Annotated in this window: 22 protein-coding genes and 1 pseudogene; 17 read left to right on the forward strand and 6 right to left on the reverse strand. The window is 34.6% G+C overall.

Annotated elements, in window-relative coordinates:
* Positions 1–34 precede the first annotated feature (34 nt).
* The 8 genes from creC (at position 35) to LEP1GSC059_RS19235 (ending at position 8,267) form a co-directional block, all read left to right on the forward strand.
* Positions 35–1,417 (forward strand): two-component system sensor histidine kinase CreC, encoded by a 1,383-nt coding sequence (creC, locus tag LEP1GSC059_RS19205; protein ID WP_420323990.1) that lies wholly within the window; start codon positions 35–37, stop codon positions 1,415–1,417.
* A gap of 435 nt (positions 1,418–1,852) precedes the next feature.
* Positions 1,853–2,068, forward strand: a complete 216-nt coding sequence (locus tag LEP1GSC059_RS19210; RefSeq protein ID WP_004433297.1) for a hypothetical protein — start codon at positions 1,853–1,855, stop codon at positions 2,066–2,068.
* Positions 2,069–2,087: 19 nt separating this feature from the next.
* The gene (gene creD, locus LEP1GSC059_RS19215) at positions 2,088–3,458 is read left to right on the forward strand and encodes a cell envelope integrity protein CreD (protein ID WP_020981282.1); all 1,371 of its coding nucleotides are present in this window, start codon (positions 2,088–2,090) and stop codon (positions 3,456–3,458) included.
* A 235-nt stretch (positions 3,459–3,693) separates the two neighbouring features.
* Positions 3,694–3,843 carry a hypothetical protein gene (locus LEP1GSC059_RS23465; RefSeq protein WP_017214830.1) on the forward strand — a complete coding sequence of 50 codons (150 nt, stop codon included), beginning with the start codon at positions 3,694–3,696 and terminating at the stop codon, positions 3,841–3,843.
* A 771-nt stretch (positions 3,844–4,614) separates the two neighbouring features.
* Entirely contained in the window at positions 4,615–5,190 is a 576-nt protein-coding gene (locus LEP1GSC059_RS19220; protein ID WP_020981180.1) for a hypothetical protein, read from the forward strand.
* 4 nt (positions 5,191–5,194) lie between these two features.
* A complete protein-coding gene (locus LEP1GSC059_RS19225) occupies positions 5,195–6,517 on the forward strand; it encodes a hypothetical protein (RefSeq protein WP_017214832.1) in 1,323 nt (440 codons plus the stop codon).
* A gap of 19 nt (positions 6,518–6,536) precedes the next feature.
* Positions 6,537–7,700: an ImmA/IrrE family metallo-endopeptidase gene (locus LEP1GSC059_RS19230; protein WP_020981139.1), complete on the forward strand. Its 1,164-nt coding sequence runs from the start codon at positions 6,537–6,539 to the stop codon at positions 7,698–7,700.
* A gap of 6 nt (positions 7,701–7,706) precedes the next feature.
* Positions 7,707–8,267: a hypothetical protein gene (locus tag LEP1GSC059_RS19235; protein ID WP_004453497.1), complete on the forward strand. Its 561-nt coding sequence runs from the start codon at positions 7,707–7,709 to the stop codon at positions 8,265–8,267.
* A 220-nt stretch (positions 8,268–8,487) separates the two neighbouring features.
* Here LEP1GSC059_RS19235 and LEP1GSC059_RS23830 read toward each other — a convergent pair whose 3' ends face one another.
* Positions 8,488–8,646 (reverse strand): hypothetical protein, encoded by a 159-nt coding sequence (locus LEP1GSC059_RS23830; protein WP_017214835.1) that lies wholly within the window; start codon positions 8,644–8,646, stop codon positions 8,488–8,490.
* A gap of 23 nt (positions 8,647–8,669) precedes the next feature.
* On the opposite strand from LEP1GSC059_RS23830, the gene LEP1GSC059_RS19240 reads away from it, so the two are divergent.
* Complete coding sequence (locus LEP1GSC059_RS19240; protein ID WP_002154628.1) at positions 8,670–9,515, forward strand: flagellin N-terminal helical domain-containing protein; 846 nt, start codon at positions 8,670–8,672, stop codon at positions 9,513–9,515.
* Positions 9,516–9,639: 124 nt separating this feature from the next.
* Here LEP1GSC059_RS19240 and LEP1GSC059_RS23470 read toward each other — a convergent pair whose 3' ends face one another.
* Positions 9,640–9,987 (reverse strand): hypothetical protein, encoded by a 348-nt coding sequence (locus LEP1GSC059_RS23470; RefSeq protein ID WP_162141885.1) that lies wholly within the window; start codon positions 9,985–9,987, stop codon positions 9,640–9,642.
* On the opposite strand from LEP1GSC059_RS23470, the gene LEP1GSC059_RS19245 reads away from it, so the two are divergent.
* Positions 9,973–10,824, forward strand: a complete 852-nt coding sequence (locus tag LEP1GSC059_RS19245; protein WP_002178413.1) for a flagellin N-terminal helical domain-containing protein — start codon at positions 9,973–9,975, stop codon at positions 10,822–10,824. The two genes, LEP1GSC059_RS23470 and LEP1GSC059_RS19245, sit on opposite strands and share 15 nt — an antisense overlap.
* 761 nt (positions 10,825–11,585) lie before the next feature.
* Positions 11,586–12,887 (forward strand): hypothetical protein, encoded by a 1,302-nt coding sequence (locus LEP1GSC059_RS19250; RefSeq protein WP_020981155.1) that lies wholly within the window; start codon positions 11,586–11,588, stop codon positions 12,885–12,887.
* Positions 12,888–13,047: 160 nt separating this feature from the next.
* Here LEP1GSC059_RS19250 and LEP1GSC059_RS19255 read toward each other — a convergent pair.
* From LEP1GSC059_RS19255 to LEP1GSC059_RS19270, 3 genes and pseudogenes are all read right to left on the reverse strand, one after another.
* Positions 13,048–13,538 (reverse strand): annotated as a pseudogene (locus tag LEP1GSC059_RS19255) (hypothetical protein).
* A gap of 86 nt (positions 13,539–13,624) precedes the next feature.
* Positions 13,625–14,179 (reverse strand): c-type cytochrome, encoded by a 555-nt coding sequence (locus LEP1GSC059_RS19265; RefSeq protein ID WP_002178397.1) that lies wholly within the window; start codon positions 14,177–14,179, stop codon positions 13,625–13,627.
* Between the two features lie 632 nt (positions 14,180–14,811).
* The gene (locus LEP1GSC059_RS19270) at positions 14,812–16,050 is read right to left on the reverse strand and encodes a lipoprotein LipL46 (RefSeq protein WP_002154617.1); all 1,239 of its coding nucleotides are present in this window, start codon (positions 16,048–16,050) and stop codon (positions 14,812–14,814) included.
* Positions 16,051–16,115: 65 nt separating this feature from the next.
* On the opposite strand from LEP1GSC059_RS19270, the gene LEP1GSC059_RS19275 reads away from it, so the two are divergent.
* The 5 genes from LEP1GSC059_RS19275 to LEP1GSC059_RS19295 all read left to right on the forward strand — a co-directional run bounded on the left by LEP1GSC059_RS19275 (position 16,116) and on the right by LEP1GSC059_RS19295 (position 20,968).
* Entirely contained in the window at positions 16,116–17,378 is a 1,263-nt protein-coding gene (locus LEP1GSC059_RS19275; protein WP_002178415.1) for an exo-beta-N-acetylmuramidase NamZ family protein, read from the forward strand.
* Positions 17,347–18,003 (forward strand): LIC_11883 family protein, encoded by a 657-nt coding sequence (locus LEP1GSC059_RS19280; protein WP_017214840.1) that lies wholly within the window; start codon positions 17,347–17,349, stop codon positions 18,001–18,003. The genes LEP1GSC059_RS19275 and LEP1GSC059_RS19280 overlap by 32 nt, the downstream gene beginning before the upstream one ends.
* Positions 18,000–18,851 carry a DUF2797 domain-containing protein gene (locus tag LEP1GSC059_RS19285; protein WP_002178332.1) on the forward strand — a complete coding sequence of 284 codons (852 nt, stop codon included), beginning with the start codon at positions 18,000–18,002 and terminating at the stop codon, positions 18,849–18,851. The genes LEP1GSC059_RS19280 and LEP1GSC059_RS19285 overlap by 4 nt, the downstream gene beginning before the upstream one ends.
* Before the next feature lie 531 nt (positions 18,852–19,382).
* Entirely contained in the window at positions 19,383–20,225 is an 843-nt protein-coding gene (locus LEP1GSC059_RS19290) for a M48 family metalloprotease (RefSeq protein ID WP_017214841.1), read from the forward strand.
* Between the two features lie 80 nt (positions 20,226–20,305).
* Positions 20,306–20,968, forward strand: a complete 663-nt coding sequence (locus tag LEP1GSC059_RS19295) for a DUF2461 domain-containing protein (protein WP_002178421.1) — start codon at positions 20,306–20,308, stop codon at positions 20,966–20,968.
* Between the two features lie 315 nt (positions 20,969–21,283).
* Here the strand turns inward: LEP1GSC059_RS19295 and LEP1GSC059_RS19300 are convergent, their stop codons facing one another.
* Positions 21,284–21,712, reverse strand: coding sequence for a hypothetical protein (locus tag LEP1GSC059_RS19300; RefSeq protein ID WP_002178402.1), 429 nt, complete (start codon positions 21,710–21,712; stop codon positions 21,284–21,286).
* Positions 21,713–21,803: 91 nt separating this feature from the next.
* On the opposite strand from LEP1GSC059_RS19300, the gene LEP1GSC059_RS19305 reads away from it, so the two are divergent.
* Positions 21,804–23,033, forward strand: coding sequence for an alpha/beta fold hydrolase (locus tag LEP1GSC059_RS19305; RefSeq protein WP_017214842.1), 1,230 nt, complete (start codon positions 21,804–21,806; stop codon positions 23,031–23,033).
* The last annotated feature ends 382 nt before the right edge of the window (positions 23,034–23,415 follow it).

Below are 23,415 nucleotides of genomic sequence, written 5' to 3' on the forward strand. Positions count from 1 at the left end.
TTCGAATTGTAATTGGTTTTTTTTTGCCTTCTTTATTGGTTATTATTATTTTGTAGATAAAATTGAAGAATCGATTCGACCGCGTTATATGGAAGCAGTGGAAGAATCGTTGAACGATACAGCTCATCTTTTGGCTTCTTTATTAGAAAGAGAACTTTCTCAAACAAATGATTCTTTAGAAAAAATAAGTGAACGAGTTTTTTCTCCTATAATGCGAACTACAACACAAAAGGATTTAAATTCTAAAATATTTGAAATTACTAAAAAGAAAGTAGATCTGCAACTCTATGTTACAAATGAACGTGGAATTGTAATTTATGATTCTGAAAAACTAAAAAAAGGACAGGACTATTCTAAAAAGAACGACGTATATCTCACCTTACAAGGAAAATACGGCGCCAGGTCAAGTTTGTTATTTGGTTCCGAAAAAGGATTATTTATAGCCGCACCGATTCGAAATTCCGGAAAAATAATCGGTGTACTTACTGTAATCAAACCTAAAAAAAGTTTGATTCCTTTTATAGAATCCACTCGAAAAAAATTTTGGAATTTGAGTTTGTATGTGGCACTTTCTATAATCATTTTGTTTATTAGCATTTTATATTTTTTGTTTTCACCAATTCGAAAACTATCCGAATATGTTTCGGCTCTAAGATTTCAAAAACGAATTCCTTTCCCAAAAATCAGTGTACCCGAAATCAGAGGATTGGGAGAAGAAATGGATCGATTGTTTCGGGAACTTGCGGGAAAAGAATACGTGGAAAATTATGTACAATCTATGACTCATGAAATTAAAAGTCCACTTTCTTCTCTACTTGCTTCTTCCGAATTGATTATAGAAAATCCGGATCGTTTAGAATCTTTAATTTCTAATATTCAATTAGAAGGAAAAAGAATCCAAACGATTTTAGAAAAACTTTTAGAACTCAGTTCTTTGGAAAATCAATCTCAGTTAGAAAAAACTCCGAACCTCAATTTACAAGACATCGTTCAAGAAACGGTTGTTTCTTCTATTTCGGAAGCCGTCCGAAAAAAAATAAAACTGAAAGAGTTAACCGAAACCGTATATGTGGAAGGAAATTTTTTCTTTTTAGGAATGGCTCTTCGGAATTTAGTTCAGAATGCATTGGATTTTTCAAACTCAGATTCTGAAATTACAGTTCGTTGTGGTAAAAAAAATGGATTTCCTTTTTTAGAAGTAGAAGATTCCGGTCCTGGAATTCCATCCTATGCTTTGGAAAGAATTTTTGAAAAATTCTATTCTTTGCCTCGCCCTGATACGGGTCGTAAAAGTTCTGGATTGGGTTTGGCATTTGTAAGAGAGATTGCAAAATTACACGACGCGGATTTGGAAGTAAAAAACGGAACTTCAATAGGAGTAGTCGCTCGGATTTGTTTCAAAACAATTTTTCAATAATAAAACCGGTTTTAACTAACGTGAGGGCGTAAGAAAACCGGGGCGAATCCGACTTGCCGCAGACAAGCCGAACCGGGCTCTTTAGTTCTGGTCAATAAATTGTATAAAAAAAACGTAATACGATTTTTTGTCTTAAATTTCAATATAAAATGCGATTCTTAGAAACTCAGCGAATGCCTCTCTAAGGATCGGCATTCAGGAAAGCGTTTTGCTAAAGTTCCCTCGCATCGATCCATTTCGCGTTATACCGAATTTACTTTAACTACGGATTTTACGACAAATTTTTTGTCCAAACATTGGATTTCTCTTAAAATTCAGACCGTTTTATCATAAAGATCAGTAAGTATAAATTTTAAAATCCTCACACAATCCTCATAATTCGCACATAAGTTTCTCACCTTTACGTTACATAGTCTTAGAACAAGGAGTCGGTATATGTTGAATATTCAATCTTTTGTAAATACTAAGGTATTGTTCTTTTTCATACTTTTGATCGGACTTTTAATTCCGAATTATATGGTTTGGGAAAGTCGAAAAAGAGTTTTAGTAGAAAAAGCGCATTTGAGTAAAAGTAACATTTTGAATAAGAAAGAAAAGATAAAATGGTGGAAACAATTATACCGAACGCACGAAAGCGGATGTGCGGATTAATTATTGGAGAAAATATAATATGTTTAAAATTCAATCATCTATAAGTCTTAGAATTTTAATTTTAGGAATAATGTTAGGTTTACTTTTAATTCCGATCAACTTGGTTGGTTCCTTAGTTTTTGAAAGACAGGAAAGAGCCGGAGAGGTGGTAGGAGAAATGAGTTCTCAATGGGGCGGTAAACAAGTGGTTGCCGGACCTTTTTTAGTAATCCCCTATCAAACAATACGAGAAGAATTAAGGGAAGATCCAACAATTCTGGAAAAAATCGATGAAGGTCGAAAGGAAATAAGCGTTCAAGTGCATGTAACCTCAGATATGTATTTTCTACCGGAAAAACTCAACTTAGAAACGGATTTAAAAGCAGAAAAGAGAAAGAGAGGAATTTATGAAGCGGTTCTATATCATGGAAATGTAAAGTTCCAAGGAAATTTTAAGCAACCGTCTGTTTCTGATTTTCCAATGAATACAAAAAAAATTTTCTGGTCGGAATCAAAAATAGTCGTTGTCGTCAATGACCCAAAGGGAATTGGAAATGACGTTAAATTGTTTTTAGCTGAAAAAGAAAAAACGTTTCAACCGGGTTCTTCCACACATTTTAGGTCTGGGTTACATTCTAAGATGAATCTTTTGGATTTTAAGTTTCCACTCACGTTTCAAATTCAAATTCCAATTCAAGGTTCTGATTCTATGGATTTAATTCCTCTGGGCAAAGAAACTAAGATCCAAATTTCTTCGAATTGGGAAGATCCATCTTTTGTGGGAAGTCTTTTACCAAAAGAAAGAAGTATTTCTGAAAATGGATTTCAAGCAATTTGGGAATCTTCTTATCTTTCTAGAAATTATTCACAAGTAATTTCTTCCGAAGATGATACAACTTTGAATACTATTTTACCTTCTGGGTACGGAGTTCGTTTGATCGTTCCTGTGGATCATTATTTAAAATTAGAAAGATCTATTAAATATGCGATTTTATTTATCGCAGCTAGTTTTGCTCTTTTCTTTTTATTAGAAATTTTTGGAGGAAAAATTCTACATCCATTTCAATATCTAATGATTGGATTTGTTATGGTGGTATTTTACGTTTTAAACTTATCTTTGTCAGAACATTTAGGTTTTATAATATCTTATGCGATTGCATCTCTTGCGGTTTCTGGTCTCATATTTTATTACGCGACTTCCATTTTACAAAGTAAAAAGAGAGGGTTTATTGCTGGAGGATTTTATTTTGGTCTATATTCTTTCTTATATGTGATTTTATCTTCCGAAGACTACGCCTTGCTCATTGGCTCCATTGTGGTATTTGTATTTTTAGCGCTTTTGATGCATTTTACCCGAAAGATCAACTGGTATTCTTTTGGATCCAACAAAGGGGAGATTGAATCATCTTGAAAAACAAAATTGAATCTTGAAATATAGAAAGAATAAATTTGATTTTATGTTTTTTGTTTGTGGCCCTAACTCGAAAGAGTGGGGCTTTTTTATTAGATTTGAACCTCTAAAATTTTTTAAGGTTCTTAAAAGAAATAAAAAATGGATCAAGAAACAGTTTTTATGATAGTCTATCCGAGTTTTGCGATCAGGTCATGGCAATTCATCTTTATTAGAGTTGTTGAAAAATTTCATAGTGACAATTAGCAAAACTTATTTTAGGCATCCGTTTCAATATAACGAAAACAGATGGGGAATCGATTTTAAAAAATTATATTATAGTATTCTAAAATATATGATCATTCAAGAAGCTCTGATTTCCGAAAAAAAATCTATTTTAACGTGAGTTTGACGTAAGAAAATGAAAAAGAATTTTCTAAAAGTAATTCTAGAATTAGTTCGTAAAATTGCACTTGTGGTAGTTCCTACATTTTTAGATTTTATCTGTAAAATTCTAGTTCGTGTGAGTTCCTACGTTTAAGACACATTACAAATTTTCAAACATTTACTTTTTGTATGAGTTTCCGCATGATCAATAAAATTCAGGCCCCAACTTTTTCAGAAAATGAATTCCTTATGCCGAATTTACTTTATTTTAAAGGAATTTTCTTTCGAAATAAAAATGCCATTAATAACGATCAAGGTTCAAGTATTATAGATAAATAATATAGAATCATGAGTTATTTTAAACAATTTGTACAAAAATCGTAAAACAGTTGTTAGATAAGATTATGACCCTTGCATTTTTGAAGAAGAAGTATATAATAACGCAATTATTTTATCCTTCTAATATGAAACAATTGGAAATGGTGGAGTATTATATAAAAAGTGATGCAATTTATGAGATGATCGATTCATTTTTTAGTAAAATTCCAATTTGTTTAATTTTGCATTTGAACTTGCATTGTTTCAGACCAATCCTAAAAATTAGGACTAAATTAATTTTCTATTATGAGAGAACTACGCGTTTAATTACAAATATATTGAGTGAGTGAAGCTGATTTTTGGGCAAACTTAGAAAATTTTCGATTTAAATTAATTTGTCAGTTATTCTGACAAATGCAAAATTTTATTTGACATTTTGTTGATTTTCATTAATATCTTTTCAGGTATTGTTATGAATTCTGACAAAAGTATCGTTCCTGGAGGAATTAGTCCTAATTATAAAAATGCTCTCCAGAATTTTAAACAAGGTCAATATGCAATGATCCCGTTTAATTTGGGGCATGGATTGACCCAGCAAATTAGGAAACATAGGGATCAATTTGTTCTCATTAGAGAGTTTGTAAATTTTTTACGGAGTCGTGGGCTGAATTCCACTGATGATATATCAGATATAAATCAACTTTTTTACAGTTTTAGAGGTATTTTCCAATACTTAGTATCAAAAAACAAGTTTAGCAATTATATATTCGAAACTTGTCATATTATATTGAATACACATAGATTCACTTCTTTGGAACAATTGGGTGACTTGATTCAATGCAAAGTTATACAATCTATTTTTCAAAAAGAATGTGTTTTTCGTGATGAGGCAAAAGATTTAAGACAAAAAAGCAACGAGTTAAAAATTGATTCTATCCCTGAAAAAGTCCACGAATTGAATCTAGGTTGGTGGAAAACTCTAGGGCCTTTTAAGGATGCATATAAGGAGTATAGTATCCAAAATCATGATGAGGATTTGACTAACTAATACTATGAATCAATTAGATATTAAAGTAACGGTAAACTCAGCCAACTCTCTTCAATTTCAATATAAAGGGAATACTTTAAGTTTTTGCAGAATGGACGGTATTGAAGAATTTAGAAGATCTACTTTTTCCTGCGATCTAAGTCTAGACCTTTGTAATATCATTGGGCTCATTTCTACGATTGAACGTTTGATTCCTCGTCGGGAAATTTACAAGATTCATATTTCTTTACCTATTCTTAGTCTGGAAAGGTGGCAAGACTCAGAAATTATTGATGAATTAAAAATTATAATTTCTCAGTTTACTATAAATGATTATATTTTTGATTTTTATTCTCCTGTTAAGGCTTCGGCAAGAATGCGAGATCAAATCGTTATGGAATTGGGAGATAAAGCTGAAGTTTCACTTTGGAGTGGAGGACTGGATTCGTTTTCTGGATTTTTAAATCGATATTTAGAAAATCCTAATAAAGAATACGTTTTAGTTGGATTTGGCTTTCAAAAGTGTGCTTTTGGTAAACAAAGAAACTTACATAAAAAAATAAACAAACTCTTTCCAAACGCTAAAATTGAACGGTATCGAGTTTTTCATGATATCGCAGGAGCGCCGAAAAAATATCCTAATCCTTCCTTTCGAATGCGCGGTCTTTTGTTTCTCGTAGAAGGATTGTATGCTTCTACGCTGTTTTGTTCTGATACGTTGTATTTGCATGAGAATGGAATCGGGGCATTTAATATTCCTTTTCCAGGAAGTGGACACTGGGATCGTTCTCTAACTGCAAATCCGGCCATATTGTCGATCGTTTCAAAATTTTATTCAAAATTAATCGGTTCTAAGAGGAAAATTATAAACCCATTTTTGTTTTTTACGAAGGGTGAAATGTGTAAGGTTTTTATTTCTAATACATTAAAATTTTCAAATATACTAGAATTAAGTAGTAGTTGCGACAGTAATCATAGACAAAAGGATAAGCCGGGACAATGCGGGTATTGTTCTTCATGTCTTTTGAGAAGGCAAGGTATTTTAAATACTGGTTTAGAGGATCCAACACGTTATTCTTATCCGTATTTAAACGATGTAAAACGAATGAAACATTTTACCCAGTTCAATAATCAGGCTAATCTTTGGAAGAGATTTCTTTTGAATGGGGTCGATCAAATTTATCAACAAGACCCGATCATTTATGAATCAAAAAAATATATGATGAAAGAACTGAATATTTCTGGAGAGGAGTTTGATCAGAAGTTTTCTAAGTTAGTCCAAAGCCAAATTTGCGAATGGGATAGATTCGCTAAGTTTATTGGTAATTCTCAGACTCAGATTGCTTAATAAGGAGTTTGTTTTGAAAATGATTGATAATAATTATACTGTGAATGAACTGATACAGATATTTCGAAAAAGAGTAGGAATGACTCAAGAAGATTTGGCAAGTCGCCTTGGACTTGCCCGTACTACTATAACTGCAATTGAAAAAGGAGAAAGAAGTGTAAAGGCCGAAGAGTTATTGAAATTATCAGAAGCATTAGGAGTTAAGATATCCGATCTTCAACCGAACAGGAGAGTTCTTACTTCGAATGTATTGCAGTTTCGAAGTGTTAATAAATTTGACGCAAATGACGATTTCTTTCAAGAAGGATTGTTATATTTTCAAAAATTATGTGAAAATTATTGTAGCTTATTGAACCAATATAATAAAGTTGTAAATTATAATATTGAATATAATCGAATTGGATTATCTACATCGGATGCTGCGAAAGTGATTAGTGTTAAAGAACGGATGAGATTGGGAATAGGATATTCACCTCTCCCATTATTAAGAGATTACTTGGAAAGAGAAACAGATTTAGTCGTTTTTTTTCTCGAACTTCCTTCGACGGTTTCCGGAGCTTATTTTTTTGAGGAAAACTTCGGTGGATTTATTTTAATTAATAAAAATCATCCTGAGGAAAGACGACGTATGACCCTTTGCCATGAATATGGGCATTATTTAGCCGATCGTACATGGACTTCTTTGGATATCGACGAAATGTCTAAAAAATCCGATGTGGAATCTTTTGCTTCTCTTTTTGCAATTGAATTTCTTTTGCCCGCAGACGGAGTGACTGAATTTTTTCAAAGGATTCGTCAATCCAATGGTAAGTTTACCTCTTTGAATATTATGGAACTTGCTCAATATTACGGAGCTTCTTTTCAAGCAACTACTGAAAGGCTGGAGTCTCTCGGGCTTTTGCCTGCTGGTACTTACGATAGGATAAAAGTCGGCAAAATTTCTCCACAAAAAATGAAGGAAGAGTTGGGTTTACCGGAATTACCTTCACAGGATGCGGTTTTTTCGAAGAAATATATTTCATTGGTAATACGAGCGTATCGAGAAGGAAATCTTTCGGAAGGACAAATCGCAAATTATCTTAATATGGATAGATTGGAAATACGCGATTTCCTCACTCAACAGGAAAATGATGTTAAAAGGGGAGAGATTGAATTTTTAGAAAAGGATCTTTTGATTTCTTAGAATCGTATGCCGGACAATTCTGATTCCATATTTTTAATGGACGCTTGTATTTTAATTAATCTAATGGCTGCTGAAATATTAAATGAGATTGTAGAAAACTCTGGGCTAAAATTTGCAATTTCCTCGTTCATTGTTGAAAAAGAAGCTCATTTTGTATTTCAGGAAAAAGATGCAGGATTACATAAGATAAAGATTGATATATCAGACTTCACAGATTCTGGAAAGATAATAAAGATGTATTTGGAAGATAACGAAGCGCAGATGGTTGTCGATTTATCTCAAGATGTTGATGATGGAGAAGCTTATACAATTGCTTTAGCAGTTTGTAGAAAATTAAATATGGTGTCCGATGATAAAAAGGCGGGACGACTATTTAGAAAACTTCAAAAGGATGGAGTGCTTCTTTCTACTGAGGCTTTACTCTACAGATGGGCTAAAAAGAATTTTGTATCATTGGAAAGATTGAAGAATGTTCTTTTGAAAATTGAAAAATGTGCTAGGTATTTGCCATCTAAAGATTCCGAGTTCTATTTATGGTGGAGAGAGATTAAAGAAAGTTTGTTGTAAATGGTATTACTGGTTCGAAATGAATTTGTTCTAAAAAAAATCGAAAAAGCCGGTTTGAAAATAAAAAAGACTCATGAGAATTTCCAAACCGATCGAATCTAAGATTAGCTCAAAAAAGAATTAATTTTTTCAAAAAAAAGTATAAAATTTAAATTCCTAAAAAACCTTCATTTTCTATTAAAATTATCAAAAAACAACGATTTTTAAAGAAAAATCCCACTTATCCTAAACTTAATCCAGAAGACTGAATCACCGAAGATAGAGTAGGAAGGAAGCGGATTCGAATGAAAGTTCGATTCTTTGAATCCTTTCGATATAAATAAAAATATTTGGCCAAAACCAAACTCACAAAGGGCTCGGGCACGGATGCCGGAGTCATGATCAGTTTCAAGGAGGAAACCCATGATCATTAATCACAACTTAGCCGCGATCAATTCCCATCGCGTTCTGAAGTTTCAGAATAACGAAGTAGCGAAGAATATGGAATCTTTGTCTTCCGGTATGCGTATCAACCGCGCCGGTGACGATGCTTCCGGTCTTGCCGTTTCTGAAAAAATGAGAACGCAGGTGAAAGGTCTCAGACAAGCTGAGAGAAACACAGAAGACGGTATGTCTTTGATCCAGACTACGGAAGGATATCTGCAGGAAACGAACGATATCATTCAAAGAGTTCGGGTTCTGGCAATCCAATCTTCCAACGGAATCTACAGCGCAGAAGATCGCCAGATGATTCAGGTTGAGGTTTCTCAGCTCGTGGACGAGATCGATCGTATTGCTTCTCAGGCAGAATTCAACAAGATGGCTCTCCTTCAGGGGGACTTTGCAAGAGGTTCTAGAACTTCTTCTATGTGGTTCCACATCGGACCGAACCAGCACCAGAGAGAAAGAGTGTATATCGCTACTATGACTGCGAAATCTCTCAATCTCATCAAGGCTGACGGTTCTCTCCTGACGTTGTCTACAGCTGAATTTGCCAATGACTCTATCGGGGTTCTGGACGACGCTCTGATGAAAATCAACAAACAAAGAGCGAACCTCGGAGCATACTTCAACAGACTGGAACACGCTTCCAAAGGTCTGATGGTTGCTTACGAGAATATCCAGGCTTCAGAGTCGAGAATCAGGGACACAGATATGGCGGAGGAAACCGTTGCATTCACGAAGAACCAAATCCTGGTTCAATCGGGAACTGCAATGCTTGCTCAGGCTAACGTAAGACCTCAGTCGGTTCTCCAGCTTCTTAGATAAGATTTTAACCTGAACGGTTAAGATCTTGCGGTCGCCGAACGTTTCGGCGGTCGTAAGGGCAGGTGAATAACTGACCGGAAGAGGAGCGCATCCCATAGGATGCGTTTCCTTCCGGAATTGATTCCTAAATTCCATCCGGTCCGTTTTGATCCGACCTTTTTAAGAAAGCCGCTTTTCGCGGCTGTTCGTGTTTGAGAATCCCCTGAAGAACGATGGAAAGTCCGTTCAAAGAACATTCTAAGTTTTGAATATTAGAATATTCGCTTTCCATGGTCCTTTCGGGGATCAAAGAGGTTCGTTGAACTAAAATTAACGATTGATAATCGAATATAACTCCGTGGTAGGACGCCTGGTCTGTCAGGTGGTCTGAATACTGTCCATCCCGGAGCACCGGACAGACCATGTCCGGCCAGCAGATAGGGAGATTTGCTGGTTCATCTCTACAAAGGAGTGTAGAATGATTATCAATCACAACCTGAGTGCGGTGAATGCTCACCGTTCTCTAAAGTTCAACGAACTTGCTGTGGACAAGACGATGAAGGCTCTGTCTTCCGGTATGCGGATCAACTCTGCAGCGGACGACGCTTCCGGACTTGCGGTTTCCGAAAAACTTAGGACGCAGGTAAACGGTCTGCGTCAGGCGGAACGGAACACCGAGGACGGAATGAGTTTCATCCAAACTGCCGAGGGTTTCCTCGAACAGACGTCTAACATCATTCAAAGGATCCGGGTGCTCGCCATCCAGACTTCGAATGGTATCTACAGTAACGAAGATAGGCAGCTCGTGCAGGTGGAAGTATCTGCGCTGGTGGATGAAGTCGATCGAATTGCTTCTCAGGCTGAATTTAACAAGTTCAAACTTTTTGAAGGACAATTCGCAAGAGGCTCCAGAGTCGCTTCCATGTGGTTTCACATGGGACCGAATCAAAATCAGCGTGAGAGATTTTACATCGGCACGATGACTTCGAAAGCCCTGAAGCTTGTAAAAGCGGATGGGAGACCGATCGCGATCTCTTCTCCGGGAGAGGCTAACGACGTGATCGGGGTGGCAGATGCTGCCCTTACGAAGATCATGAAGCAGAGAGCGGATATGGGAGCTTATTATAATAGGCTTGAATATACCGCAAAAGGTCTGATGGGTGCGTATGAAAATATGCAGGCATCAGAATCTAGAATTCGAGACGCCGATATGGCGGAGGAAGTTGTCTCGCTGACCACAAAACAAATACTTGTGCAGAGTGGTACGGCAATGTTGGCGCAGGCAAACATGAAACCGAATTCGGTCCTCAAGCTTCTGCAGCAGCTCTAAGGAAGCCTTCCAGGAGGGAAGGTAGATAAAAAATTCCACCGGGAGATTTTTTCCCGGTGGATTTTTTTTATCCAATACGTTATACGCATATCTCAGGTAATGAAGTTTTATTAAAAGTAATATTTGCTTCTCTTTTTTTCTGAGTAATACCTTTACAATTTTTTCAAATCTTTTCCAGACTATCAGGCGAAGTTTATTTCTAAACAATCACTCTGACGAACTGGTTCTTAAATCTATTCTGATGTTGTTTTTATTACGTTTTTCGTGATTTTGTTTTTAATTTCATTACTCTGGAAACGATTTTTATTAGCGTTATATGTCATTATCTCTTTTTAAAAGTTATGCGTTAATTAAGTAATAAAATATGTTCTTTTTAATATAATTAAAATTGAATATATTAATTTTTATTTGACAATTTATTTTATATAATAAGATTGTTTTTTGATAATTAATTTTTTTGAATATTACTAAAGAAATGCGTTATGTTTATTTTTTTTTGTTGATTATGCGGAATTGATTTCTTGAGATTTTTATCTAAAAAACTGTTTTTGGTTATATTTTGCGAAACTATATTTTTATTATATATAATAAATTGAATGTTTTATTTGAATAAATATCAATTTGTATTTTTGTTTTAAGTGTATTGAATTTAATAAAAAAGAAATTTAATTTTATAAGATATCCATCGTTTCTGGATGGTTTTTTATAAAATGAAAGCGGATGACGTACATTGGAGATTGTGTTTAACAGGGAGTGTTAGAGTGAAAGAGGAACAAAAAAATCCAGAAATAGGTTTTTTAAAATTAGTTTTATTGAAAATGGCTCAAGTTGGAATGAGATCTTTTGTTCTCATTTTAGTTTTTTCATCTTTGATGTTTTGTATTCCGGGAAAAAAGACTTCTAACAAAGAAATTATGCTTATTGCATGGTTGGTCGGGGAAATGAATTCTTTTAAGGAAAAACAAGTTTATTCAAACGCTAAATATTTAACTGGTCCTTTGGGACAAGTGGAATATAGGGGTTTGGATCATTTTGAAAATCAAGTTTTAAATGGAGTTGGGAAATACAACTGGCAAGAAGCGGGAGATGCCACTTTTAACGTAGGGGTCACTTTGGGTGCGATGGCTTGGAAATATAAAAATACTCGCGATCCAGATACTCTTGTGCTTATAAAAAGATATTTAGAATATTATAAATTAATGCAATCTCTCAACCGAGGTGGGTTGGGTAGAAATTTCGTAAATATAGAAGCATACAATCAATTTCCGTCTTGTAATCAAAATGGGACCGTAGGTGTTCCTCCTGACAACAAACCTTGTGGTACTATGAGATATACCGATTATTCGTTTGAAAATCAACAGTATAAATTTAGATATGATTTTTCTTTAGATGCAACGATCCATTCATTAGTAGGTCTTTATTGGACTTTTGTACACGTAGAAGAGCTAAGAGAGGATGTTGTAAAAATTTGTACCGATCTATTAAAATATTATGAAGATCGAAATTATCAAGTTCAAGATTTTAATAATGTAAATCTTAGATACGGTAATCATACTTCTAACCTCAATCCTGTCGCTAAGATCAACGAGGTAATCTTAAAATATATTGTCCGTAATCAGATGACTCCTTTGGGGCAATGGCAGAATTTAATTACACTTGGTTCTATTTTTGTAGGCGTAATCGTTCAGTCAGAGGATGCTAATTTTTTTAATCACTATATGCTTCTCAAAGGAGTGGGTGTTTTAGTACATATGGGTTATCCTTTACAAACCGGATTGAAAAATTTAATCGTTGCAGTTAAAGATCAGGGACACGAGTTGGCCGAGTCGATGGATATATTTTTCTTTCAGGATCCAAACAAAATACACGTAAAAGATAAAAGTGGATTTCCACTCTACAATTATCATTGTATAGAGGATCGGACTTTTTCGGATATAGTAGGACTTTTCTATAGAAAGCCTTACAATAAATGGGAATTTGCTCCTTATAGAAGATGTGTCATTCCACAATCTTCTGCATTAGGATTGAATGCGGATTTTCTAGAAGCTTATTGGTTGTGGTAGTTCAACTGAATTAGACAGAATTTCTAGGTAGTGTTAGGAATTCTTAATTTGCAGAAACGCAAATGGGATTTGTTTTCAATCCCGTTTGCGTTTAGTGCTTTTCCTAAGATAAGAATTTGACATAAACGAAACGAGAATCTATTGAAAGTAATTTTAAAAATCATTCCAGCGAAATTATCTCTACAGTATCTCCTTTATCCATGTTCAACACGACTTTCTCGATAAGTTTTGTTATTTGATTCTTTTTTTTATCATCGATCTTATCAAAAATAATTAGTACAGAGAAATAATCAATGTTGTATATATATATTCTTTACTAGCAGTATCATAATTTATCGTTGAATCTCTTTTATAATATTCATTTCGATCATTTTTCGTGTTTCCATATTCGGGAGGGTTTTCAGAGTCTATAGCTTTGCCATTGAAATTTTCTAGTACTTTTTTTTCACTGACTCGAGATTTTGAAAAATTTACATGAGGGATGATAAGAATCTTATATTTTTCATATTTCATGTAAGTTAGAATTTCTTAAATGGTCTGAGTGAGAGTAGATATTTCTGCTTTCTGAAACTGATTAAATTGATCTAAATCTCGATTGCAGCTTGAAAAAAGGATCGTTGTTAAAGCGATAAACAATGTTTTTTTAAACATGTATGATTCCTTTGAATTAAAAAATGTTTTTCTTAGAATATACTTTGCGAGAACGGATTGATACGTTTCAATCCGTTCATTCACTTTTAATTTAAGATTGGTTCGGGAACTCTATTTCTGACAGGTTTTAAAGATTTAAGATAAGCAAAAATATCTTTTAGTTCATCGTCGCTTAGAGGATTCATGTTTCCGATAAAAACACCATTCATCGGAGGAAGAATCGGTCTACCCACTCCTAATCTTTTTTGAGTCCGGACCGTTTGAATAAACATATCTTCAGTCCAACCGCCGATACCAGTTTCAGGATCGGGGGTTATATTCTTTGCAAAACTAACTCCCCAAGGACCAACTACAGCTGTAAGATCTCCGGTAAACAAAAGCCAAGGAGAATTTTTATAGTTTTTATAATCCGGTAATTGATTTGTTTCTAAATATCCAGCTAAGAATTTAGAAGCGTCTGGCACCGGGCCTTGTGGAGTCATTATTTTTGCGGTATGACAATCCGTACATCCGGCGACCATTACCAATTTTTTACCCCGTTCAATACGAGAACTATTAGAATTGTTATTTTGATTCGAACAGTTTAGGAAAGTTAGAATCGCGAAGATCAAAATTAAAATTGAAGAATGAATTTTTTTCATACATTTTCCCAATTGAATTTATAAAGAATCGATACCTTGAAATTGGATCGCCTTTATATCGTAAAGGGCAGGTTGAAGGATCTAAAAAAGAAATCTATCTAAAAATGGAAATTTAAAAACTTCAAGTTATGGTAAATCGTAGAATGATTCGATTGATAAATTAAGATTTCAAGAATCTTACTTTTTAAAAAACGAGACCTCATCGTTTTTTAACAAAAAACATCAATTTGTTTTAGTTCCCACATTTTAAAATTTTATTGTAAGATCTTAATTCGTAATAGTTCCCACAAAGAATGTTTACGGAACGTTTTAGTTTCAAAAAATTTCTAAAATGAATTTTTTAAGAGATGGCAGTTTGCAAGACGGTGATTTTATGAAAAAATCAGAACCTAATGTGGGTTTCGGAGTAAGAATTTTCTAAAAGTAGAAGTTCCTACACATTTTAGAACTTGTTCGTAAAATTTAAATTTGTAATAGTTCCCACATTTTAGGAATATCTACAAAGTTCAAATCTCAACTTTTTTAAGAAAAATAAATTATGTCTAAACGCACATTATATTAAATGAATATAAAAAAATACCCGACAGGTTTTACTTTGCCGGGTATTTTTATCTTTTTGAAAGTGTAAGTAATTACTTCAAAGGTTTAAATTCCAGAGTGACCACTCCACGTGTTGCAGATTTAACTTCCAAAGATTTAGTCGCTAAGAAAGAGAATCCTCTGTCTTTTTTATAAACCAGTTCTTCTTGAAAGAGTGCATCCTTGCCAGGATAAATCACTTCCCACTCGGAACCATTCGTATCGGAAGTTCTTACGTTTACTTCTTTTGCTGCAGTAAATTCTGTAAGATCGTCTTTGAACTTAGTAGCTTCGTCCGCGTTTAAACCAGTAAATTTAAGAACGATAGGGTTGTTCTCGGTTAGATTAAACCATTCTTCTTTCAATTGGTTGTTTACTTTTTTAGAAACAGAAGCAGCCCATTCCGAAATTGCTTTTTCTCTGGAGACTTTTTGAGTGATATCCGCGCCTCTGCCATCTGCGGTTCCACTATCTACGATCTTTCCATCTCCCCAAAGAAGAACTACTTTATAAGTCCCTGTAGCAGCTGTGTTATAAATGGTTCTTTCCAAAGCCTTGCCATTTACAGAATCCAAAGGTTGTTGGTCTTCAGTTTCTACATTAGCTAAAACTAAAACTTCTGCTTGTAGAGCCTCCGCCAGAATTTTGATCAAAGGGGAACCTTCTACATTTTCAGTGTCTACTTGGTTTTTATTTACCTTTTTAGCGGTAAGAGAAGGATCGATCACTTTGTTTCCGTTCTTTTTCAGAGCTTTGATGATTTCAGCTTCACCGAAGTTTCCAGGAGTTGCAGGAAAAACGGGAGCACCTCCGACTTTACCAAGAACTAAAACCGCAACTCTAGGATTTCCAACGTCTGCAAGAAGATTGTCTACCGCAGTGGAGATTTTAGATTCTTCTACTTCACAACGAACGGTAAGTTTCAACATCGGTTGGGTATCGATTTTACCTTCCGTCTCGTCTATAATATCATAACTTTTAACAAATGCGTCGGTTTTAGAAAGTAAACTAGAACCTAAACTTTCTCCATCGGAGGCTTTACTTTTATTACTGATTTCTTCTCCGATTACTTTACGAACTGCGTTAATTTTTGCGTCTTTTAACGCTCTTTGTTTAGCGATCTGTTTGTCTCCGTTATAGATAGGAGCTTCTCCGATTACGGTAACTTTGTTACCTTCTTTTTCGTAGAATTCTTTCTTTTTACCACGAGTGGAACCGGAAGAACCGCAACTGATTGCGAAGGAAATAACTGCTAAGGCTGCGATGAGCCTGGTGGTAGGGAAACGATTCATTGTGTCGTTTTTCTCCTTGAAGAATAGGTTTGAGGGATTTTTTTAAACAAAATAGGAATTCTCGGATGCTCAATACAAAAATAAAGAAAAAATTCTTTCTCTCAGTTATTTTTTTTCTATTTCTACCAACGATTGCTTGTGCGGAAAAAAGTTTTCGTAAGCATATCTCAGACTCAAAACTCATTCCTTCCGAAATCGAATTTTATTCTAACGTTCTTCCCGGACTTTCCGGAAAAAATGTGATTCTAATTACAAATCCATCCGGAATCGGAAGAAGTCCCGAAATGATTTTACGAGAATTTAAAAAACACGACGTAAAAATCAAACACCTGATCGGATTAGAACACGGGTTTTTAGGATTAGAAGAGGACTTTAGTAAATCCCCAGTTACCGTAGATGAATTTTTTAACCTTCCAATCTATCATATCTATCGAGTCAAAAATGCGGAACTACCTACGATTTTAAAAGGGGCTGACGCGATCCTTTTCGACGTGCAAGATATGGGGATGAGATGTTATACTTATCTAACTGTCTTAAAAAGAATTATGGACGGAATTCCAGATCCTACAAATACGAGACTGATCGTTTTGGATCACGTAAATCCCGCTCTTTATTTAAAAGGAAGAGGGGAAATGATTGATAAACGTTTCTTAAATTTTGCGGGAGAATTTCCTTCTCTTTTTTTCGGAGGTTTGACCTTGGGAGAGTCGGCGGTTTATTATAACTCAGAATATTTAGATAAAAAGGTTCGTTTAGAAATAATATCTCCTAAAAACGCAAAACGATCTTTCGATTGGGACAGAGAAGGAATTCCTTGGACTACACCTTCTCCTAATTTACCAACTGTGGATTCTGCGATCAATTATTTGGGGCTTGTTTTGTTAGAAGGAGTGAATGTTTCTGTAGGTAGAGGTACGACCGCACCTTTCGTATATTTTGGAGCGCCTTGGATGACGGAACCGGAAAAGTTAGCAGAAGAATTGAATCAAAATTCCGGTGGAGAGTATTATTACCAAACCGTATTTTTTAAGCCGGTATTTGGTCCTTATAAAAACGAAATTTGTAGAGGGTTACGACTAACGGTTGTAAATCGAAAATACGATCCTTTGAAAATGGCGTTCCAGTTGATTGTTACTTTAAAATCAAATTATAAAGAATTTAAATGGAGATCGTATCCGGATGGAACCTACAATATAGATTTTCTTTGGGGAACAGAATCGTTTCGAAAAGCAATTGACTCCGGAAAAAAATACGATCAGTACGCTGAATATTTAAGTTCTATCGAGAAAGAATACAATGAAAAAATTAAAAAGTATTATCTCTACTAAAATTAGAGTTCAATTTTACGTTTTACTACGAACCTTTTTCTTTTATACTATATTCTTATTTTTGAATGTTTCCGTATTTGCGCAAAATTGGAAAGAGTATTCTTTAAGAGAGCTGATCGGAAGATTGAAGTATTATACGTATGCAAAAGTTGCTCAGAGTTTGAGAAAAGAATATCTGGCAGATCGGGAACAAATGTGGGAAGATTGGAGTTGTACGGTTCCAATTCCGGAACTTCCAGGCCCTTTTTTTTGTGGGCTTTTAAAACAACAATTTCCGTCTGAATTAGAACCGGAAGTTTCTCTTCCGGAAATGGTGCCTCTGGAAAAACGTTCTGTGAGTCCGGTGCCGCTTGCACTGAATCCTAGTCTAAAAGTATATAAGAATATTCAATTGTACTCAGGAATAACAATTTCCGGAAAAAACGTAGTAAAAATCAATTCTGAGGAAGATCCGGGTGAATCTCTTCGCGCATTTTATCTAAATAATGGGCAACTGAGTCATTACGAGTTTCGAGATCGGATTATAGTATTTGATTGGTCCGGTTCTAAATTAAAGGCAATTTTGGATGTAAAGGTAGATTCTATGTTTAGACCACTTTCCGGAAGAGAAATTATACTTCCATGAAACCGATCGCTTCTGGTTTCCTACGAATGATGGATCATCAAGGAATTGATCCTGTTTCGTATATTTGGGTTACTGCGACTTACGATTCCGATTCTCCCGAAAAACAAAAGACAAATATTCAAGAAAATCCTAATATTCTAAATTATTTAGGTAAAAAGGTAAGGTTAGAATTTACCGGAAAAATTCGTTGTGTATCTTGCGGAAGGGTCACTAAAAAAAGTTTCAATCAGGGAAATTGTTTCACTTGTTTTCAGACTTTGGCTGAGAATGATCTGTGTATTTTAAGACCGGATACTTGTCATTTTCATTTGGGAACTTGTAGGGAACCGGATTGGGGAGAAACACATTGTTTTATTTCTCATACGGTTTATCTTGCAAATAGTTCTGCGATTAAAGTGGGAATTACAAAAGAAAATCCGGTGTCGAATCGTTGGGTGGATCAGGGAGCGATCCAGGGAATTCCACTTGTGGAAGTTATTTCCAGAAGAGATGCAGGAATTATAGAAAAAGAACTTTCTAAGGTTTTGTCGGATCGAACCACTTGGCAAAAGATGGTTGCTGGAGATCCAGAACCAATTGATCTCTCTTCTAAAAAGAAAGAGTTTTTGAAAACGATCGAAGGACTCGATTTTGACTTGGATTATACGATTTCCAATCAAGAAAATCCAACTTACATCCGTTATCCGGTTCAGTCGTATCCACAAAAAATACAATCATTGGCTCCTGAAAAACATCCTGTGATCGAAGACGTTCTTACCGGAATCAAAGGGCAATATCTTTTATTTTCATCCGGGGTCATCAACATACGCGCGTATGGTGGTTATGAATCTATTTTGAGTTCTGGATAGATAGTTATTTCTAAAATCAGAATATTCAATTTTTTACTGTTTGAAATTTGGGATTTTTTTTCAACTAACAATGAAAATACGAATTGAAAGCCGACTGAAATTAACGAAGGTGCGCGGTCGTGGAAATTCATAATTTAAAATTTCAAAAACTTTTCTATTGCTAAAATGTGGATCTAAAGTTTTTAAAATAAAGTTGTTGAATAATTCCATAGTTCAGATAGATCAATAAAACTGATTCAATCGACCGTTTCCATAAAATGGAAACTGATGTAGATTCATTTTTCAACAATTCTAATTCTTTACGGATAAAAAAATGAAATTATCATTTTTTCTTCGAATTGGAATCTTAGATTTTTATTTCTTCTTTTATGAAACTTATATGGATTCGATTTAGGATTGACATACTTTTATTGAGAGTTTATATCGATGTCAAATGGATCCGTTTAAAGATTTGCGGGAACAGATCCTTTTAAAAAGAAATAACGTAAAAATCTGCTATTAATCTTAGATCTCTTGAAGAAAATGCACTCGATGAAAAAAGTTTTTAGACGTTTTAGTATTGTATTGTTTTTTTTAATGTTTTCTGCATGCGGGGCCATTATAGATTCCGTAGTGCCGATTGAATTGGACATTCAGATCGGAAAATCGTTTTTAGAAAATGCAAAAAACGGAAAAGAAGGAATGCACATCTTAAAAAATACCGCTTTGGAAAAATATATAAAGTCGGTTGCGGATAAAATTCTCAAATCGGATCAGATTCGATATAAAAAAGATTTTCCTTATAAGATTACCGTTTTAGACGACGATGATACAATCAATGCGGTTTGTACTCCGGGAGGTTATATTTTTGTATATACTGGGCTTTTAAAACTCATCCAAGATGAAGCCACTTTAGCCGCAATATTAGCGCATGAAATTGCACACGCCGAAAAAAGACATTCTATAAAACAAATCATCAGTTCCTTAGGAATTTATTTTACAATTTATATAGGGCTTACAATTTTTTTAGGATCGGACGCTGCGAGTTTGATCAATTTAGGTTCTAGAGTAGGTGGGGAAATTCTTACTTTGGCGAACAGTCGTTCTGCAGAGGCGGAAGCGGACTTTATGAGTTTTGAATATTTAAAAAGTACAAAGTACTATCCTGGTGCCTTGGAATCCTTTTTCATTTTGATCGAAAAAAAGGAAAAAGAAGAAGGTGGAACCGTAGATAAACGAATGATTAAATTCTTATCCACACATCCATTGAACGATGAAAGAATAAAAGAAAATCGTAAAAGACTGAATTTGGTCGGAAATCCAAAAGCTACGTCTGAAAATTTATACACGGAACGTTATCAAACCGCGATTAAACACGCATTTGGATCCGATTAGCCGTCTCTGAAAATTCTTACAGTTTGTTTTTAGCTTGATCGTAAAAATATATGCGATCATTCTTATGCGAAAGGTTTTTCATGTTACATTTGACTACTCTCGATTTTCTTAAAAAGTTAGCGAAGAATAACAATAAAATTTGGCTGGAGAAAAATAAGGAATCGTTTGTTAAAGCCAAAGAAGATTTTGAAAATTTAATTACGGAATTGATCATAGGGCTTGCCAAGGTAAATCCGTCGCTTACCGGAGTGGATCCTAAAAAGTGCATTTTTAGAATTTACAGAGACGTTCGTTTTTCTAAAAATAAAGAACCTTACAAAATTAATTTTGGCGCAAGCATAGGAGAGGTCGGAAAGGATTTAGGAAGGCCTCTTTTTTATCTTCATGTTCAACCGGAGGGAGAGTCTTTTCTTGCGGGTGGGTTATATATGCCTGACTCTCCCACGTTAAAAAAGGTTCGAGAAGATATATTAAAAAATTCTAGTTCTTTGAAAAAAGTCGTTCAAGACAAAAAATTTTTAAAAGAGTTTGGTGGACTTTCGGATATGAAGTTAAAAACCTCTCCGAAAGGATTTTCAAAAGATCATCCCGATCTGGAATGGATTCAATATACAAGTTATATTGTTGAAAAGAAACTCAAGGATGAAGAGTTATTTTCAAAGTCTTTTATTAAAAATACGATTCAGTCTTATAAAATATTACAACCATTTCTTGCCTATTTGAACAAGTCCATTTCTTATTAAGTTTTCGATAAGTGAATAGAATATTAAAAATTCGTTTTGTATCTAGTTGTTGTCATAAAAATAAATGTTGTAGAATACTTGGTTTTATTCAGAGCTTGAAATATTTATATTTTGTTTTGAAACCGTATTTTGAAATGAAAACTAAAAGTATTCAATCTATAGGGATCATTAAAAAAATCAACAGTGGTATCAGAAATTTTTCGAATGTAATAAAAACACAGGTTTTATTCTATGATTTACCTAAATATTAGGCGTTTTTATTTTTGAAATTAGATCGTTATTTTTAAAAGCAAATAAAAAATATATAAAGAAATATTAAGAAAATCGAATGGAGCTGATTACTGTTGTCAATTCGTTGACTAAATAATTGTGAGGCGTTTCATCACTGTTATATGTAAGAAGAATCATTCTTTTGCGATTTGCAATCATATATACCATCCAGAACCGATCTTCTTTCATAAATTCGCATGCCATAATTTTGCTACCTTCTTCGTTATCAAACGCTGCGATTTTATCTTCGTCAAAATCGATCTCATGAGTTTTTAAATATCTTTCTAATTCTTCTCTGAGATCGTAATCTTCTGATTTGTTTTCAAATGCGTAAACTTGAAGGGCACCACTTCCGTTTTCCTCGAAAAATGCTGGAATTCCTTCGATGACCATATGAACCCAATGCGCTGGGATTACCATAGAATACCATCCGTTGGGTGATTTATAGAGTTTGTATTCTGGTGTTTTAGACATGAAGAATCCTTTACCAGAATCTTTTCCAGGATTTTTCGGGCAAGCAGCTTCTATTTCTTGACATTTCAGAATTTACAATATTTTTAATTCTGTGATCGCAATTCTCAAGAATCGTAGAAGTCCGTTCTACTTGGCGACTACGTTTTTAATTCTATTATTGTTTGCGTTGTTTGCTTCTACTCTCGCTTTTATTTTTACAGGCGTTTTGATTTTAATACTTTTGATCCATCCTCTTCTTTTAAATTGGATCGGAAAATTATACGGACAAGAAGACATTGCAGACGAAGTTCATTTTGCTAAAACCAAGGACGGATGGAATTTAGCTCTTCACAGACACATTCCTATTCAACCGAATTCTCAATTAGCACCTGTGTTGGTAGTTCATGGAATTGCCGCTAATAAGTTTGTGGTGGATCTGGATCGAAGGCATTCTCTGCCTTATTATTTGAAACTTAGGGGATATGACGTGTTTGCGGTTTCTCTTCGAGGTTGTGGAAGATCTTATCATGAGAGTCCTACGCGTTACGAGGATTTCACGTTTGACGACATTGTAAAATACGATGTTCCGGCTATGATTGAGAAGGTGAAACAAATCACCGGTTCCGATAGAATTTCATACGTAGGCCATTCTATGGGGGCGATGATCTTATATTCTCATTTTTGTATATCCGAACATAAAAAAGATGTAGAAGATATTGCCGCCTTTGTGTCGTTAGGCGGACCCGGAAACCTAAATCATATCGGAATTACTCTAATAGGAATGCTTTCCAGATTTCCACGTGCGAGAAAAATGTTAGATCTTAAATTCGGGGCTTCTATTCTCGCACCATTGGCCGGAGAACTTTATACGCCGATTGACGAAATTATATATAACCCTAAGACAACTTCTTCCAAGACAATTAAGAAAATTATGAAAAACGCAATTGAGAATGTTTCAGACGGGGTTACGGAACAGTTTATGCGTTGGATAGAGACGAAACAGATGCATTCTCTCAATGGGTTTTATGATTACGTTCAACTCCAGAAAAAAATTTCCATACCTTCTTTGTTTATCGCCGGCGAAAAGGACGTGATTGCAACTCCAGAATCCGTTCGATCCGTCTATGAAAATTCAAGTTCAAAGAAAAAAGAATTTAGGGTGATTTCAAAAGCAAATGGGGCCACTGACGATTATGGTCACGCTTGCCTTGTAATGGGTGATCGCGCGGAAGACGACGTATTTCAATATGTGGAATCTTTTTTGAAAAAACATGGGCTTCGAGACCAACCTGGATTGATGACAAAGATCAAAGAAAGTTTTTTTTCTAAATTTTTTTGGTGATGGCTACCAATGTAATGATTGGTTTAGGTATGAGTTTTTAAAATTTTATTCAAGAACCATTAGCAGAATACCTAACGTTTTGTACTGAATCTAATTAACGTAAGTTCAATGTAGACGATTTGTGTTATAAAACCTGATTTTTCTGTAAAAATAAAATGTAGGAATTCATACGAAAACTAAATCACAAAAACGAATGTTTAAAGATTCGTAATGTGACTGAATTTGTAGAAACTACCACAAATTCAGATTTCATGGTAAAACTTTCAAGTTTGTTACTGCTAAATTCTATATAATAAGATTAGAGTTGTTGAAAAATGAATCGCGCTTAGATTTTGTTTTATGGAAATGGTCGATTGAAGCAGTTTTGTTAATTTTAACTATG

It is taken from the genome of Leptospira noguchii serovar Panama str. CZ214 (assembly GCF_000306255.2).
GTDB lineage: Bacteria > Spirochaetota > Leptospiria > Leptospirales > Leptospiraceae > Leptospira > Leptospira noguchii.

Excerpts from the sequence above, each read along its gene's own strand:
- LEP1GSC059_RS19210 (WP_004433297.1), top strand. The coding sequence starts at position 1,853 with ATGTTGAATATTCAATCTTTTGTAAATACTAAGGTATTGTTCTTTTTC.
- creD (WP_020981282.1), top strand. The coding sequence starts at position 2,088 with ATGTTTAAAATTCAATCATCTATAAGTCTTAGAATTTTAATTTTAGGA.
- LEP1GSC059_RS19220 (WP_020981180.1), top strand. The coding sequence starts at position 4,615 with ATGAATTCTGACAAAAGTATCGTTCCTGGAGGAATTAGTCCTAATTAT.
- LEP1GSC059_RS19225 (WP_017214832.1), top strand. The coding sequence starts at position 5,195 with ATGAATCAATTAGATATTAAAGTAACGGTAAACTCAGCCAACTCTCTT.
- LEP1GSC059_RS19230 (WP_020981139.1), top strand. The coding sequence starts at position 6,537 with ATGATTGATAATAATTATACTGTGAATGAACTGATACAGATATTTCGA.
- LEP1GSC059_RS19235 (WP_004453497.1), top strand. The coding sequence starts at position 7,707 with ATGCCGGACAATTCTGATTCCATATTTTTAATGGACGCTTGTATTTTA.
- LEP1GSC059_RS23830 (WP_017214835.1), bottom strand. The coding sequence starts at position 8,646 with ATGACTCCGGCATCCGTGCCCGAGCCCTTTGTGAGTTTGGTTTTGGCC.
- LEP1GSC059_RS19240 (WP_002154628.1), top strand. The coding sequence starts at position 8,670 with ATGATCATTAATCACAACTTAGCCGCGATCAATTCCCATCGCGTTCTG.
- LEP1GSC059_RS19245 (WP_002178413.1), top strand. The coding sequence starts at position 9,973 with ATGATTATCAATCACAACCTGAGTGCGGTGAATGCTCACCGTTCTCTA.
- LEP1GSC059_RS19265 (WP_002178397.1), bottom strand. The coding sequence starts at position 14,179 with ATGAAAAAAATTCATTCTTCAATTTTAATTTTGATCTTCGCGATTCTA.
- LEP1GSC059_RS19270 (WP_002154617.1), bottom strand. The coding sequence starts at position 16,050 with ATGAATCGTTTCCCTACCACCAGGCTCATCGCAGCCTTAGCAGTTATT.
- LEP1GSC059_RS19275 (WP_002178415.1), top strand. The coding sequence starts at position 16,116 with ATGCTCAATACAAAAATAAAGAAAAAATTCTTTCTCTCAGTTATTTTT.
- LEP1GSC059_RS19280 (WP_017214840.1), top strand. The coding sequence starts at position 17,347 with ATGAAAAAATTAAAAAGTATTATCTCTACTAAAATTAGAGTTCAATTT.
- LEP1GSC059_RS19285 (WP_002178332.1), top strand. The coding sequence starts at position 18,000 with ATGAAACCGATCGCTTCTGGTTTCCTACGAATGATGGATCATCAAGGA.
- LEP1GSC059_RS19290 (WP_017214841.1), top strand. The coding sequence starts at position 19,383 with ATGAAAAAAGTTTTTAGACGTTTTAGTATTGTATTGTTTTTTTTAATG.
- LEP1GSC059_RS19295 (WP_002178421.1), top strand. The coding sequence starts at position 20,306 with ATGTTACATTTGACTACTCTCGATTTTCTTAAAAAGTTAGCGAAGAAT.
- LEP1GSC059_RS19300 (WP_002178402.1), bottom strand. The coding sequence starts at position 21,712 with ATGTCTAAAACACCAGAATACAAACTCTATAAATCACCCAACGGATGG.